This window comes from Brevundimonas sp. (genome assembly GCF_965227765.1).
Taxonomy (GTDB): Bacteria; Pseudomonadota; Alphaproteobacteria; order Caulobacterales; family Caulobacteraceae; genus Brevundimonas.
This window is the reverse complement of the sequence record NZ_OZ245778.1, coordinates 190,466-204,319: the sequence shown is the minus strand read 5'-3', so window position 1 is coordinate 204,319 and position 13,854 is coordinate 190,466. Positions and strand designations below refer to the sequence as shown.

Here is a 13,854-nt window from a genome sequence, read left to right as displayed (position 1 = left end):
GCCAAGGTCCGTTATGGGTGGGAAGCGGACCTTGCGCGGCGCGACCGGAAGGGTCCGCATTCGTGCAAAGTGGCTTCGTAGGAGGTTGAGTGAATCTCGATATCTGGGACGCCATACGTGCGCACCTCGTCGTCGAACTCGAATGCGACGGCGTTCGCCATCAACTTGAACCATACGAATGCGACGGCATGGGCAGCCCGCTGCGAGGCTACGTCCTCACCGGACCAGAACTCGGTTGGCGAGAGTTCCGCGACTGGAACAATCTCAAAATCACGAACCGCCGGTTTGAGGCGAGAAGTGACTTTGACTGAACTTCCGCATGGTCGACCGTCGCTTCAGCGTGGTTATCGGACATTATGCGTCATTGGTCGCATAGCTGACCACGCGCTCAACCAAGGCATCACCGTCGAGCCATCCCGCCGATTTCAGGTCTTCGATCAGATCGCGAGCGACAGCGACCTCTAGGAAATATGTGCGTCCATCGTCGGTCATCTGAGCGACTAGCAGATCGACCGGAAACTCGTGCACGATGGCATCGGAAGATGGGGTCCACGGCTCGCGGACGAGTATGGTTGCCTCGCCTGAGAAGTCGCTGATCGTTCGCAGGACGTCGCTCAGGTGCATACAACAATCCTATGGCAGAGACGGCAGCTTTGAAATGTCCGCTACGGGTCGCTTTGCGAAGTTGGCTTCTCGGTCGTGGGCGGTCGATCGCACCTGCGCTGAAAGCGGACCTCAGCAACCGCCACTGCAGGCGGTCAGCGAACGTCTGGCACAGTCAGAACGTGCGGGAAGTATTCCGCGTCCCATTCGTCCAGCCGGAAAAGAACCTTTCCAAACTCGAACACCTCATCCCCTGGCACGTACGCGATGCTACGGGTGGGGATGTCGGCGAACGCGTCGCCTTCTGGCATGATGTGATGATGATCGTCGTTTGGGCTGAGCCGCAGAAGCTGTTCGACCAATAGATCGCGGCCTTGGGGATTGAGCCAAATCTCGAGAAGTCCGTCCGTTGCTCGGGTGAACGTGATGCGGGGGGCGGCGCTAGGTGGCTGGTCCATCTTTCCAGTCTATGACTGGTCCCAAGCTTCCGCAAAAGGGTCGATAGCTGTCCTTGATGCTGGCTTTGCAAGTGGACTTGGGCCGATCGCTTGAAACCGGAACGGACCCGGAACATAATCGCGGTATGCCCGCCGCCGCCGTTCACCTGGAACTCGTCTTCAGCCGTCCCGAGACCACCCTGGGCATCACGCGCGGGGCGGCGCGGCTGCTGGCCGACATGGGCTATGCGCCGCTGCTGGAGGTCTGTCTGCCCAATGGGCGCAGGGCCGACGTCATGGCCGTGGGGCGCAAGGGCGACATCGTCATCTGCGAGGTGAAGTCGGGGATCGAGGACTACCGCGTCGATCGCAAATGGCCGGAATACGCGCCCTTCTGCGACGCCTTCTTCTTCGCGGTGGCCCCCGAGTTTCCGCAACACGTCCTGCCCGAGGAACCGGGCCTGATCGTCGCCGACGGCTTTGGCGGGGCGGTGGTCAGGGAGGCGCCGGTGCTCAGCCTGGCGCCGGCGCGAAGGAAGGCGCTGACACTGGCCTTCGCGCGGCTGGGGGCCATGCGGCTGATGCGGGAATAGCCCCCGTCTTCAGCGCGGGGCGCGCTTGGCCAGGATGCGTTGCAGGGTGCGGCGGTGCATGCCCAGGCGACGCGCCGTCTCCGAGACATTGTGATCGCACAGCTCATAGACGCGCTGGATATGTTCCCAGCGCACCCGGTCGGCGCTCATCGGGTTTTCGGGCGGCTCGGGCGCTTCGTCGCCGACGGCCAGCAGGGCCTTGACCACGTCGTCGGCGTCGGCGGGCTTGGACAGGTAGTCGACGGCGCCGGCCTTGACCGCCGCGACGGCCGTGGCGATGGCGCCGTATCCGGTCAGCATGACGATGCGCGAATCCTGGCGGCGCTCGCGGATGGCCTCGACCACCTTCAGGCCGTTGCCGTCCTCAAGCCGCATGTCCAGCACGGCGAAGGCGGGCAGGGCGACGCGCAGGGCGTCGGTCGCCTCGGCGACGGAACTGGCGGTGGTCACCTCGAAACCGCGCGATTCCAGCGCCCGGCCCAGGCGGGTCCGCAGCGCCTGATCGTCGTCCAGCAGCAAGAGCGATTTGTCCGTGAGGGCGGCGACGCGGTCCTCGAGGATCGTCATGTCTTGTATCTCCATACGGCCCAAGTCGCTGTGGACAGCCCTCGGGTCAACCGACACGCGTCGATTGGTCGCTGTGTTCCACCGCTGCGTCAATCCTGTGGCGGCGGGGAGAGTTCCAGTGCTGACCGGGGCCAGCGCACGGTGACGCGGGCGCCGCCGTCGGGGCCGGGGCCGGCGGAAACCTTGCCGCCTGTCCGCTCCAGCAGGGTGCGGGCGATGAAGAAGCCCAGCCCCATTCCGCCCTGGCTGGGAATGATGGCCTCGACGGGGGGCTCCTGCGTCTTCCGGCGGCCCCTGCCCGGTTTAGGGGAGCCAACCTTGGGCGGGCGGGCGGCGGCGCGGATCTGTGCGGCCAGAGCCAGCCGCGCCTTGCCGTGCGGACGGCTGGTGACATAGGGCTCGCCCAGCCGTGGCAGGATGTCGGGGGCGAAGCCGGGGCCATCGTCTGTGACGGTGATGGTGATCTCGTCCTCGTCTACCATGGCTTGGACCTGCACCTGGGTCGCGGCGAAATCGGCGGCGTTCTCGACGATGGCCGACAGGCCGTGGACGACCTCGGCCAGGCGTTTCACCTGTGGCTCCGGCTCGCCCTCGACCGAGACGCCGATGTCGAGATCGAAGCCCAGGTGCGGATCGACCACCTCGGCCAGCAGGGCCTTGAGGCCCACCTCGGTATAGAGGGCGTCGCCGTCCTCGGGTCGCTGGGACAGGCGTTTGAGGATGTCGCGGCAACGATCGGCCTGTTGCAGCAGCAGGGTGGCGTCCTCGGCGACGGGGCCGTCCGGCGGCGATGAGCGCAGCAGTTCCTTGGCCACCACCTGGATGGTCGCCAGCGGCGTGCCCAGTTCGTGGGCGGCGGCGGCGGCCAGTCCGCCCAGGGCCGCCAGCCTCTGTTCGCGCTGAAGCACGTCCTGGGTCGTGGCCAGGGCCAGTTCCAGTTTCTCGGCGTCGGCCGCCACCCGCCAGGCGTATGCGGCGGTGAAGACCACCCCGGTGATCAGGGCCAGGCCCAGCCCGAGCCGATAAAGCGTCGGCAGCACCAGTTCGGTCCCCGACTGCCAGGGCAGGGGCAGGGACCAGAAGAACAGCACCCCCGTCGCCATGGCCACCAGAAGGCCCAGGCCGATGGCCTGTCGTCCCGGCAGGGAGGCCGCCGCCACCGTCACCGGCGCGACCAGCAGCAGGCAGAAGGGATTTTCCAGCCCTCCGGTCAGTGCCAGCAGGATCGACAGCTGCAGGATGTCGAAGCTCAGGTGGATGGCGGTCTGGCGACCGTCCGGCAGGCGGCTGTCGGATCGTCTCAACTGCGCGACCGAGACCAGGTTGACGGCAACGCTGACGGCGATGACCAGCACGCATTCCCACAGGGGCAGCGGGAAATGCAGCATCAGGACGGCGACGGCTATGGTCGCGCTCTGGCCGATGATGGCCAGCCAGCGCAGGATGATCAGGGTCCGCAGAGACAGGCCTCGGCCCCGCCTGGGCAGATCGCGGCGGTGCTGTTCCTCGGCGATTGAGATCGGCTGCGACGCCGCTTCGACTTCGTTGTTGCTCACGACCGCTCTATAGACCGTTCGGCCTCGAAAGTCCGGGGCGCTTCGTCGCCTGCTGGAGGCCCCCGATGCCGCGTCGTTCCATCATCCTGTTCGCCGCCGCCTGCTGCGTCATCGCCCTGTCCCTGGCCATGGTCACCGTCGTGGTGGTGAAGATGCGCGACGCCGGGGCGGGCGAGACCGCTTCCGAAGGCGTCGCCAGTGTCGGCGGCCCGTTCCAGATGGTGAACCAGGACGGCCAGGCGGTCGATCAGACCCTGCTGGACGGCAAGTGGAGTCTGGTCTTCTTCGGCTTCACCTACTGCCCCGACTATTGCCCGACCACCCTGACCGGGCTGGCGGCGACCAAGCAGCGGATGGGCGCGGCGGCCGACGACTTGCAGATCGTCTTCGTCAGCGTCGATCCGGCCCGCGACACGCCCCAGGCGCTCAAGGATTATCTGTCGTCGGACGGCTTTCCCCAAGGCGTGATCGGCCTGACCGGCACGCCCGAGCAGGTCGCCGAGACGGCCCGTGTCTACCGCGCCTATTTTCAGAAGGTCGGCGAGGGCGAGACCTATACGATGAACCACTCCCTGACGGTCTATCTGATGGGACCGGACGGCAAGTTCCGCTCGGCCTTGACCCACGACCTGGGGCCGGAACGCTCGGCCCAGCTGATCGAGCGGGTGATGGAGCGGGGCTAGGCGGCAGGCGGCGCGACGCGGCGCCTCTAACCCCTGATGTCCGCTCCCTAATTTAAATCCTTTTGCAGTGCAGCGCGTTCTATGGTGCGTTGCCCGCTTCCGGCGGGGGCCGTTCGAAGGATTTCATGCTCTACGCACTTCACGAGCTCGCCTATCAGTCGGCCCAGCCTTGGCGCATCGGGGCCCAGATGGCCCGCCGATTCTGGACCTCGCCGCTCAATCCCGCCAGCGACACGGCCCTGGGTCGTACCGCCTATGCCTCGGCCGAACTGTTCGAGAGCGTCACGCGTCGCTACGGCAAGCCGGACTGGAAGCTGGAAACCATCACCATCGACGGCAAGCCGGTACGCACGACCGAGCAGGTGGTCTGGTCCAGCCCCTGGTGCCGGCTGGTCCGGTTCGCCCGCAACATCGGCGACCTGAAACGGGCCGGAAAGCCGGCCTCCGGCCCCAGCGTGCTGATCGCCGCGCCCCTGTCGGGCCACTATGCGACCCTGTTGCGCGGGACGGTTGAGACCTTCCTGCAGGACCACGACGTCTATGTGACCGACTGGGTCAACGCCAAGCAGGTGCCGATGCTGGAGGGGCGTTTCGACTTCCACGACTATATCGACCACATCCGCGAGATGCTGGCCGCCATCGGCCCGCGCGCCCATGTCGTCGGCGTCTGCCAGCCCGGGCCGCCGGTGCTGGCCGCCTGCGCCATCATGGCGGCCGAGAACGACCCGAACCGGCCCGCCTCCATGACCTTCATGGGCTCGCCGATCGACGCCCGTCTGTCGCCGACCGTGACCAACAAGCTGGCGGAGGAGAAGCCTTTCGCCTGGTTCAAGTCGAACATGATCCATACCGTGCCCATGCCCTATCCGGGTGTCGGGCGTCGGGTCTATCCCGGCTTTGTCCAGCTCTACGCCTTCATGTCGATGAACGAGGATCGTCACACCGACGCCCACTGGGACTATTTCAAGAGCCTGGTGTCGGGCGACGGCGACGGGGTCGAAAAGCACGAGGAATTCTACGACGAATACCTGTCGGTGCTGGACCTGACCGAAGAATTCTATCTCCAGACCATCGATATCGTCTTCCAGTCCCACATGCTGCCGCGCGGCCTGCTGGAGCATCGCGGCGTGCCGGTCGATCTGGGCGCGGTCACAGACATCGGCCTGATGACGGTCGAGGGCGAGAACGACGACATCTCGGGCGTCGGCCAGACCCAGGCGGCGCACATCCTGTGTTCGAACATCCCCGATGCGCGTCGGGTGCTGTACGTCCAGCCTCATGTGGGCCACTACGGCGTGTTCAACGGTCGCCGGTTCCGCGAGGAGATCTATCCCCGCACCCGCGATTTCATCGCCGACAACGAGAAACTGAGTGCAGTATCGCGACGGACAGACGCTGCCGCTTGAGGCCCCTGGCGGGACCGCGGTTTCGCTGCGCCTGAGCGTCAACGCCCGCGCCCGCCGGGTCTCGATCCGCATCGACGCCCGCAAGGGCGAGGTCGTCGCCGTCGCCCCGCGCGAGCGGCTTCTGGCCGAGGCGGTGGCGTTCGCCCGCTCAAAGACCGGGTGGATCGCCGAGCGGATGCAGTCGCGGGTCGAGGGACGCCCGCTGGAGCCAGGCCAGGTTATTCCCCTGCATGGTCGCGACACTCGGCTGGAGGCGACGGGGACGGCGGGCGCGGCGCGGCTGGCCGAGGATGAGGCCGGGCCGGTCATCCGCTCTGGCGGCGAGGGCGAGGCCTTCGCGCGCCGCGTCGAGAACCTGCTGAAGCGCGAAGCGCGGGCGGCGCTGGTGGCGCGCACGGACATCCATATCGCAGCCCTGGGGCTGAAGCCGGTGAGGGTGTCGATCGTGGACACCCGCTCGCGCTGGGGCAGCTGCAGCCCGCACAATCGCTCGATCCGCTATTCCTGGCGCGTGGTCCTGGCTCCCCCTGCGGTGCTCGACTATCTGGCCGCCCACGAGGTGGCCCATCTGGTTCATGGCGATCACAGCCCCGCCTACTGGTCGGTGGTGCATCGGCTGGTGGGGGATCACAGGCCGTTCCGCGCCTGGCTGCGCCAGCACGGCCAGGCCCTGCACGCGGTCGGCGCCTAGGCTCTCTATTGGCGGTCGGTGCGGCGGACGGGCGGATAGCCGTAGTCGATGACGCACATATAGGCGAAGGTCCGGTGCGGGCCGCAGCCGACGCCGGCGCGCACGAAGCCGTCGCGGAACAGGTTCACCCGGTGGCCCCGGTCGGCGATATTGTCGTCGACCAGCAGCTGGATGATGACCTCTCGGGCAGTATCATAGCCGTAGGAGATGTTCTCGCCGCCATAGGGCTCCCCGCCCCGCCGCGAGACCCGAACGCCGAAATCCCAGCCGTCCGAACTGTAGTGGCCGACGATGCCGTTCGTGCCCTGGTCATGGACATGATCGCCGGCGGCCAGGGCCAGGGTGTGGTCGGGCGAAAGCGGCGCGACGGGGGGCTGGGTGCGCAGGAACCGGATCGCCTCGTCCACGGCGGCGACGCCTTCATAGGTGCGGATGCGGATGCGGCCTGGCCGGATCACCAGATCTCCGTCGAACTGGGCGCGATAGGCCTCCAGCACGGCGATATAGCCCTGGGGATCGGTGCGCAGCAGGTTCATTTCCTCCAGCACCTCTCGGGCCAGCTGGGCGCTGCCGCCCACGGGGCCGGCGCCGGAGGGCATGACCGTGACCACCCGGTCGGCCGCCATGCGATTGGCCATGTCGGCCCGCGCGGGCGCAGCCAGGCTCAAGCCCGATCCGAGGATCAGGACCATGCCCAAGGCGGCCGCGACGCGGGCTGCGGATTTCACTGTTCGGACCCCCCGGACATGACAGACCTCATCCTGCACCGGCTTGCCGAACAGGGCTAGATGACTCGTCATTTCGGCGAACTTCATGTCGAGACGGCGAGACTGGCCCGGCCTATAGTCGCTGGGATGGCTCCTCCCCGCCCCCTCGACCCTCCGCTTTCGGACCTCGACGTCGCCCTCGACGCCGTGGCGACGCAAACGGATGTGCGGGGCGCGGTCTCGAACATCCTGCGCGAACACTATGACGCAGCGCGCGACCGGGCGGCGGCGCGTCTGTCGGGTTCCCTGGGCGGGGTCGAGGTGGCGCGCAAATACGCCCGCGCAGCCGACGAGATGCTGGTCGCCCTGTGGCGGTTCACGACGCGGACCCTCTATCCGTCGCACAACCCGACCGAGGCCGAGAAGCTGAGCCTGATCGCGGTGGGCGGCTATGGCCGGGGGGTGCTGGCGCCCTTCTCCGATCTGGACCTGCTGTTTCTCAGGCCGTGGAAGACCACCGCCCGCACCGAGACGGTCGCCGAGTTCGTTCTCTATGTGCTGTGGGACCTGGGCATCAAGGTCGGGTCCGCCGCCCGGTCGGTGGACGAATGCCTGATGCTGGCCCGCACCGACATGACGGTGCGCACCACCCTCTTGGAAGCGCGTTATCTGGCGGGGGACGAGCCCCTGGCGCGCGACTTCCTGTGGCGGTTCCGGGGCACGGTGACCAATGCCGACCCCCGCCCCTTCATCGCCGCCAAGCTGGACGAGCGCGAGGCCCGCCACGCCAAGGCCGGGGCCGTTCGCTACCGGGTCGAGCCCAATATCAAGGACGGCAAGGGCGGCTTGCGCGACCTCAACACCCTGTTCTGGATCGCCCGATCCCTGGCGCCTGACAGCGAGATGGGCGCGGCGGTGCTGGACGACCTGCTGACGCCCAAGGAACAGCGCACGTTTGCGGAAGCCTTCGACTTCCTGTGGCGGGTGCGGGCACATCTGCACCTGACGGCGGGCCGGGCCGAGGAGAAGCTGACCTTCGACCTCCAGCCCGAGGTGGCGCGGCGGATGGGATGGCGCGGGCGGGGCGACGAGCCGGCGGTCGAGCGCTTCATGCGACGCTATTTCCTGGTCGCCCGCGATGTCGGCGCCCTGACCCGGGCCATGAGCGCGACCCTGGAGGCGCGGCACCAGAAGCGGCCGATGAGCCTGTCGCGGCTGATCCCGGGGCGCAAACCGAAGACCCTGGGCGATCCCGACTTCTTCGAGGATCTGGGCCGGATCTCGGTTATGGGCACCCAGGCGTTCGAGCGGGATCCGGTCAAGATGCTGGCCCTGTTCGTTCAGGCCGACATCCACGACATGGACCTGCACCCCGACGCCTTTTCGGCCGTCACCCGGTCGCTGCATCTGGTGACGCCCAAACTGCGCCGCGATCCGCGCGCGACGGCGGCTCTGCTGCATATCCTGGCGCACGGACAGAGGCCCTACCGCGTCCTGACCATCATGAACGAGACGGGTCTGCTGGGCCGGTTCCTGCCCGAATGGGGGCGGATCGTCGGCCAGACCCAGTTCAACATGTACCACGCCTATACGGTCGACGAGCACAGCCTCCAGGCCATCGGCATCATCAACGACATCGCCCGTGGCAAGCTGCGTCAGGACCATCCGATGTCTTCGGAGATCGTCCACCTGATCGCCGATCCCGAGGTGCTGATGCTGGCCATGCTGCTGCATGACGTGGGCAAGGGCGGCGACCTCGGCCAGCTGGAAGAGGGCGCCATCGCCGCGCGGCGGGCCTGCGTGCGGCTGGGGATCGAGACCCGGCGCACCGAGATGGTGGTCTGGCTGGTGCGCAACCACCTGGCCATGTCGGATTACGCCCAGAAGCGGGACCTGTCCGACCCCGACACCGCCCGCGCCTTCGCCGAACGGGTGGCGGACCCCGAGCGGCTGCGGCTGCTGCTGGTGCTGACCGTCGCCGACATCCGCGCCGTGGGGCCGGGCGTCTGGAACAGCTGGAAGGGGCAGTTGATCTCCAGCCTCTACGCCCAGGTCGAGGCCATCTTCCGGGGCGAGGATGCGGTCAGCGGAGATCTGCAGGCCGCCCTGGCCGAGGAGCACGCCGACCTGATCGTGCGCGCCGCCGAAACGGGTGCGGCGGCGATGCACCGCCTCAGCCCCGGTCGTTTCGAGGCCACGACCGAGATCGTCCTGGCCGCCCGCGACCGCCCCGGCCTGTTCGCCGACCTGACCGCGGTGCTGGCGGCGGCGGGGGCCGATGTCGCCGGCGCGCGGGTGGCGACGGCGGCGGACGGCACGGTGCTGGACATCTTCCAGGTGCAGGACGGCGCCGACGCCCCCTATGGCCAGGCCGAGCCGCGTCGTCTGTCGAGCCTGATCTGCACGCTGGAGGCGGCGGCGCGGGGCGAGGCCTCGATCCCGGCCCCAGCCATGCCGATGGCCAGTCCCCGCCGCGCCGTGTTCGACGTGCGTCCGGTGGTGATGATCGACGCCCACGGCAGCGACGCCGCCACCATTATCGAGGTCTCGGGCGCCGACCGGCCGGGTCTGCTGGCCGAACTGTCCCGCACCCTGTCGGATCACGACCTGTCGATCCGCTCGGCCCATGTCGCCGGGTTCGGCGAGCGGGCGGTGGACAGTTTCTACGTCACCGACAGAGCGGGACGGAAACTGACTTCGGGCATGGTGCTGGACGAGTTGCAGGCGGCGCTGGAGGCGGTGCTGGAGCGCATGCCCGCCGCGCCTGCGGGGCGCCGCATCACCGCCGCACGCGCCAGCGCGCGCGACGTTTCCGAACTGGCCCAGCCGGTTCGCGGCGCCCGCAGTTCCTGAACCGCGGCTGGGCGCGCATTAACGCCCCGAACCGCAATACAAAGGCCGTTCCGCGCGAGGCGGAAGCGGGTTAAGCGACTTATCGCCGCGCGTCTCCGCACGGCTTTGAGGTGGGTTCGTGGCCAAGTCTGATCTTCCCCCTTCCGATCTTCCGGAACCCATCGAACCGGCGGCCCCCGTGGCGGGGGCTACGGCCACGGTCGAGCCCCTGGTCCAGCCGCCCGCCTCGGCGACGACGGCGAAGAAGGGCGGCGGCATGCTGCGCTCCTCAGCCATCTTTTCCGCCCTGACCCTGGTCAGCCGGCTGGTCGGGTTCGCCCGCGACCTGGCCATCAGCTTCGCCATGGGGGCCTCGGCCAGCCCGGCGGCGGACGCCTACAACACCGCCCTCAGCTTCCCCAACCTGTTCCGCCGCATCTTCGCCGAAGGGGCCTTCGCCGCCGCCTTCGTGCCTGCCTACGCTAAGACCCTGCAGACCGAAGGCCCCGAGGCCGCCGACAAGGTGGCGACCGACGCCCTGGCCGCCGTGGCCATGGTCACCGTCGCCCTGACCATCGTGGCTCAGCTGGCCATGCCGTGGATCATGACGGTCATCAACGTCGGCTTCCTGGACGATCCGGCGCGGTTCAAACTGGCCGTCGTCCTGACCCAGATCACCATGCCCTATCTGCCCTGTATGGCGGTGGCGGCCCTGTTGTCGGGCGCCCTGAATGCGCGCGGACGGTTCATCGTCTCGGGCGCCTATCCGATCCTGCTGAACCTGATCATGCTGGCCTGCGTCCTGCCGGCGGCGGGCGATCAGGTCCAGGCGGCCTATGCCGCCTCCTGGGGGGTGCTGGTCGCGGGCGTCGCCCAGGCCGGGCTGTGCTGGTGGGCGGTCAGGAAGGCCGGGGCGAACATCCGCCTGGGCCTGCCCAAACTGACCCCGGCGGTAAAGGCCATCATCATCACCGCCGTCCCAGCCGCCATCGGCAACTCGGCGACCCAGATCAACGTCTTCATCTCCGGCAATCTGGCCAGCTTCCAGGCGGGCGGACGCTCGTGGCTGGCGACGGCGGACCGGCTGTATCAACTGCCGCTGGGTCTGGTCGGCGTCGCCATCGGCATCGCCCTGTTGCCCCGCCTGTCGGCGGCGGTGGCGTCGCAGAACCATCAGCAGCAACAGGCCTCGATGGACGAGGCCCTGACCCTGTCCATGGCCCTGACCTTGCCCGCAGCGGCGGCCCTGATGGCCATGCCCTATTTCCTGATCGACGCGCTCTTCACGCGCGGCGCCTTTCTTCAGGTCGATGCCGAACAGACGGCCGCCGCCCTGTTCCACTTCGGCTGGGGCGTGCCGGCCTTCGTGTTGATCCGCATCCTGGCCCCGGCCTTCTTCGCGCGCCGGGATACGAAGTCGCCGATGACCTTCGCCCTGATCAACGTCGCCGTGGGTTCGGCGGGGATGCTGGCCCTCTATAACCTGGGCCTCGGCGTGCCCGGCATCGCGGCGGGGACCAGCATCGGCGCCTGGGCCAACGCCCTGCTGCTGGGCGGCGCTCTGTGGCGGCGGGAGCATTACCGGCCCAGCGTGGCGGCGACCTCGCGGCTGGCGCGGATCTGCATGGCCAGCGCGGGTCTGGCGGCTGTCGTCGCCTTCGCATCATGGTCGCGGCCATGGCTGCAGGGCGGCGTCGAATCCGGCCTGGCCATGCTGGGGACCTCGCACGGCGGCAAGGAGATCAGCGTCATGGTCGTCGCCGGCCTGGGCGGCCTGACCTATGTGGTCCTGGCCTTCGCCACGAAAGCCGTCACCCTGGCCGAGGTGAAGGGGCTGGTGCGCCGGTCCAAATAGGTCTCGACCCTTGCCCTGACGGCCTTGCTGGGGCATCTGCCGCTGCATGTCCGACGACCAGCCGACCCCCGCCCAGTCCCCCGAACAGGCGCCCGTGTCCGCCTATACCGGCCCCCGCCGCGTGCTCTCGGGCATCCAGGCCTCCGGCGCCCTGCACCTGGGCAACTATCTGGGCGCGCTGAAGCGCTTCACGACCTTGCAGGACGCGGGCGCCCCCTGTTTCCTGTTCGTCGCCGACATGCACGCCATCACCGTGTGGCAGGACCCGGCCCTGCTGACGGCCCAGACGCGCGAGATCGCGGCGGCCTATCTGGCCTCGGGTCTGGACCCGGCGAAATCGGTGATCTTCCCGCAGTCGGCGGTGCGCGCCCACGCTGATCTGGCCTGGATCTTCAACTGCGTCGCCCGGCTCGGCTGGCTGGACCGGATGACCCAGTTCAAGGAAAAGTCGGGCAAGCATAAGGAGAGAGCCTCGGTCGGCCTCTATACCTATCCGGTGCTGCAGGCGGCCGACATCCTGCTCTACAAGGCGACCGAGGTGCCGACCGGCGAGGACCAGAAACAGCATCTGGAACTGACCCGCGACATCGCCGCCAAGTTCAACAACGACTTCGGCGCGCCGGGCTTCTTCCCCCTGCCCGAACCCCTGACCCAGGGACCGGCGCCGCGCGTCATGTCCCTGCGCGACGGCTCGGCCAAGATGAGCAAGTCCGATGCCTCGGATCAAAGCCGTATCAACCTGACCGACGATGCCGACACCATCGCCGCCAAGATCAGAAAGGCCCGCACCGACGCCGAGCCCCTGCCAGAGACGCTGGACGGCCTGAACGACCGGGCCGAGGCGCGGAACCTGGTCACCCTCTACGCCGCCCTGGCCGACATCAGCCGCGAGGACGTGCTGGCCCAGTTCGGCGGACAGGGCTTCGGCGCCTTCAAGCCCGCCCTGGCCGATCTGGCGGTCGCCTCAATGGCCCCCGTCACCGCCGAGATGCGCCGCCTGATGAGCGACACGACCGAGATCGACCGCGTCCTGAAAGACGGCGCCGAACGCGCCGCCGCCATCGCCGATCCTGTGGTGGCGGAGGTCAAGAAGATCGTCGGCTTCTGGCAGGCGTAAACACCGATCTGGGCGCGGTTTTCGCACGCGGCGTCGGGACCCCCGGCTGACAGCCGCGCTGGGCGACGTTAGACCGTGGCCATGAACCACCCGCTCGATCGTCCTGCCTGGAACGCCCTGACCGGGCGGCTGAAGACATTCGCCCTCGGCGACGCCCACGCGGTGCGGCTGGACCCGGCCCTGGGCGTGTTTCTGGCCGCCGCGGATGATGGCGCAGAGAGCCGGGCGGCCTTGAATGATCTGGCGCTACGCTATCCGGGGTCCGGGCTGGTCGAGCGTGAGGACGGGCCGATGGTCGATGTGCTGCCGGAGGGTCCGGTGGCCAGCCGCGCGCCCTGCGTGCAGATGGTCTGTTCGGCGCTGAAGGGCGGCCCACAAGACGCAAGACTGGGCGCAAGATTGGGCGCCGATGTCGGGGCCATGCCTTTGAAACCGGATGATGCAGCGCAGATGCTGGCCCTGGCGACCCTGACCAAACCTGGCCCGTTTCGGGCGCGGACGCACGAAATGGGCGGCTTCATCGGCGTGTGGCGCGACGGACGGTTGGCGGCGATGGCCGGTCAACGGTTGAGGCTGGACGGATTCACTGAGCTGAGCGGCGTCTGCACCCATCCCGATTTTCGTGGACAGGGCCTGGCCGACGCCCTGTCACGACAGGTGGTGGCGGGCATCCTGGCGCGGGGCGAACAGGCCTTTCTGCACGCCTATGACGGACACGCGGCGACGATCCGGCTTTACGAGTCTCTGGGTTTCGCGGTTCGGACGCGGGTGATCTATACGGTGATGGCCGATTGAGCGGGAGAACCG

Annotated in this window: 14 protein-coding genes; 9 read left to right on the top strand and 5 right to left on the bottom strand. The window is 68.1% G+C overall.

Annotation, left to right across the window (positions count from 1 at the left end; genetic code table 11):
- Positions 1-89 precede the first annotated feature (89 nt).
- Entirely contained in the window at positions 90-311 is a 222-nt protein-coding gene (locus ACO05L_RS00955; RefSeq protein ID WP_421730312.1) for a hypothetical protein, read from the top strand.
- Between the two features lie 43 nt (positions 312-354).
- On the opposite strand, the gene ACO05L_RS00950 is transcribed toward ACO05L_RS00955, so the two are convergent.
- Together ACO05L_RS00950 and ACO05L_RS00945 are read right to left on the bottom strand one after the other, a co-directional pair.
- Positions 355-624, bottom strand: coding sequence for a hypothetical protein (locus tag ACO05L_RS00950; RefSeq protein ID WP_421730311.1), 270 nt, complete (start codon positions 622-624; stop codon positions 355-357).
- Between the two features lie 134 nt (positions 625-758).
- Positions 759-1,061 (bottom strand): hypothetical protein, encoded by a 303-nt coding sequence (locus ACO05L_RS00945; RefSeq protein ID WP_421730310.1) that lies wholly within the window; start codon positions 1,059-1,061, stop codon positions 759-761.
- A gap of 125 nt (positions 1,062-1,186) precedes the next feature.
- Between ACO05L_RS00945 and mmcB the strand changes: the two genes are divergently transcribed.
- Complete coding sequence (gene mmcB, locus ACO05L_RS00940) at positions 1,187-1,633, top strand: DNA repair putative endonuclease MmcB (protein ID WP_421730309.1); 447 nt, start codon at positions 1,187-1,189, stop codon at positions 1,631-1,633.
- 9 nt (positions 1,634-1,642) lie between these two features.
- Here mmcB and ACO05L_RS00935 read toward each other — a convergent pair whose 3' ends face one another.
- Both ACO05L_RS00935 and ACO05L_RS00930 read right to left on the bottom strand, forming a co-directional pair.
- Complete coding sequence (locus ACO05L_RS00935; protein ID WP_421730308.1) at positions 1,643-2,200, bottom strand: ActR/PrrA/RegA family redox response regulator transcription factor; 558 nt, start codon at positions 2,198-2,200, stop codon at positions 1,643-1,645.
- A gap of 89 nt (positions 2,201-2,289) precedes the next feature.
- Entirely contained in the window at positions 2,290-3,756 is a 1,467-nt protein-coding gene (locus tag ACO05L_RS00930) for an ActS/PrrB/RegB family redox-sensitive histidine kinase (protein ID WP_421730307.1), read from the bottom strand.
- Positions 3,757-3,821: 65 nt separating this feature from the next.
- On the opposite strand from ACO05L_RS00930, the gene ACO05L_RS00925 reads away from it, so the two are divergent.
- The 3 genes from ACO05L_RS00925 (at position 3,822) to ACO05L_RS00915 (ending at position 6,536) form a co-directional block, all read left to right on the top strand.
- On the top strand, positions 3,822-4,439 hold the full coding sequence (locus tag ACO05L_RS00925; RefSeq protein ID WP_421730306.1) for an SCO family protein: 618 nt from the start codon (positions 3,822-3,824) through the stop codon (positions 4,437-4,439).
- A gap of 125 nt (positions 4,440-4,564) precedes the next feature.
- Positions 4,565-5,845 carry a polyhydroxyalkanoate depolymerase gene (locus tag ACO05L_RS00920; RefSeq protein ID WP_421730305.1) on the top strand — a complete coding sequence of 427 codons (1,281 nt, stop codon included), beginning with the start codon at positions 4,565-4,567 and terminating at the stop codon, positions 5,843-5,845.
- Complete coding sequence (locus tag ACO05L_RS00915) at positions 5,811-6,536, top strand: M48 family metallopeptidase (protein WP_421730304.1); 726 nt, start codon at positions 5,811-5,813, stop codon at positions 6,534-6,536. The genes ACO05L_RS00920 and ACO05L_RS00915 overlap by 35 nt, the downstream gene beginning before the upstream one ends.
- A 5-nt stretch (positions 6,537-6,541) precedes the next feature.
- Here ACO05L_RS00915 and ACO05L_RS00910 read toward each other — a convergent pair whose 3' ends face one another.
- Positions 6,542-7,336: a CAP domain-containing protein gene (locus ACO05L_RS00910; protein ID WP_421730303.1), complete on the bottom strand. Its 795-nt coding sequence runs from the start codon at positions 7,334-7,336 to the stop codon at positions 6,542-6,544.
- Between the two features lie 54 nt (positions 7,337-7,390).
- Here ACO05L_RS00910 and glnD point away from each other — a divergent pair, with 54 nt between their 5' ends.
- From glnD to ACO05L_RS00890, 4 genes are all read left to right on the top strand, one after another.
- Entirely contained in the window at positions 7,391-10,096 is a 2,706-nt protein-coding gene (gene glnD, locus ACO05L_RS00905) for a [protein-PII] uridylyltransferase (RefSeq protein ID WP_421730302.1), read from the top strand.
- A 256-nt stretch (positions 10,097-10,352) separates the two neighbouring features.
- Positions 10,353-11,930 carry a murein biosynthesis integral membrane protein MurJ gene (gene murJ / locus ACO05L_RS00900; RefSeq protein ID WP_421731714.1) on the top strand — a complete coding sequence of 526 codons (1,578 nt, stop codon included), beginning with the start codon at positions 10,353-10,355 and terminating at the stop codon, positions 11,928-11,930.
- Positions 11,931-11,976: 46 nt separating this feature from the next.
- The gene (trpS, locus tag ACO05L_RS00895; RefSeq protein WP_421730301.1) at positions 11,977-13,047 is read left to right on the top strand and encodes a tryptophan--tRNA ligase; all 1,071 of its coding nucleotides are present in this window, start codon (positions 11,977-11,979) and stop codon (positions 13,045-13,047) included.
- A gap of 81 nt (positions 13,048-13,128) precedes the next feature.
- A complete protein-coding gene (locus tag ACO05L_RS00890) occupies positions 13,129-13,842 on the top strand; it encodes a GNAT family N-acetyltransferase (RefSeq protein WP_421730300.1) in 714 nt (237 codons plus the stop codon).
- Positions 13,843-13,854 lie beyond the last annotated feature (12 nt).

What these genes read in the sequence shown, in the direction of transcription:
- ACO05L_RS00950 (WP_421730311.1), bottom strand. Translation starts at nt 624, where the DNA reads ATGCACCTGAGCGACGTCCTGCGAACGATCAGCGACTTCTCAGGCGAG.
- ACO05L_RS00945 (WP_421730310.1), bottom strand. Translation starts at nt 1,061, where the DNA reads ATGGACCAGCCACCTAGCGCCGCCCCCCGCATCACGTTCACCCGAGCA.
- mmcB (WP_421730309.1), top strand. Translation starts at nt 1,187, where the DNA reads ATGCCCGCCGCCGCCGTTCACCTGGAACTCGTCTTCAGCCGTCCCGAG.
- ACO05L_RS00935 (WP_421730308.1), bottom strand. Translation starts at nt 2,200, where the DNA reads ATGACGATCCTCGAGGACCGCGTCGCCGCCCTCACGGACAAATCGCTC.
- ACO05L_RS00925 (WP_421730306.1), top strand. Translation starts at nt 3,822, where the DNA reads ATGCCGCGTCGTTCCATCATCCTGTTCGCCGCCGCCTGCTGCGTCATC.
- ACO05L_RS00920 (WP_421730305.1), top strand. Translation starts at nt 4,565, where the DNA reads ATGCTCTACGCACTTCACGAGCTCGCCTATCAGTCGGCCCAGCCTTGG.
- ACO05L_RS00910 (WP_421730303.1), bottom strand. Translation starts at nt 7,336, where the DNA reads ATGACGAGTCATCTAGCCCTGTTCGGCAAGCCGGTGCAGGATGAGGTC.
- glnD (WP_421730302.1), top strand. Translation starts at nt 7,391, where the DNA reads ATGGCTCCTCCCCGCCCCCTCGACCCTCCGCTTTCGGACCTCGACGTC.
- murJ (WP_421731714.1), top strand. Translation starts at nt 10,353, where the DNA reads ATGCTGCGCTCCTCAGCCATCTTTTCCGCCCTGACCCTGGTCAGCCGG.
- trpS (WP_421730301.1), top strand. Translation starts at nt 11,977, where the DNA reads ATGTCCGACGACCAGCCGACCCCCGCCCAGTCCCCCGAACAGGCGCCC.
- ACO05L_RS00890 (WP_421730300.1), top strand. Translation starts at nt 13,129, where the DNA reads ATGAACCACCCGCTCGATCGTCCTGCCTGGAACGCCCTGACCGGGCGG.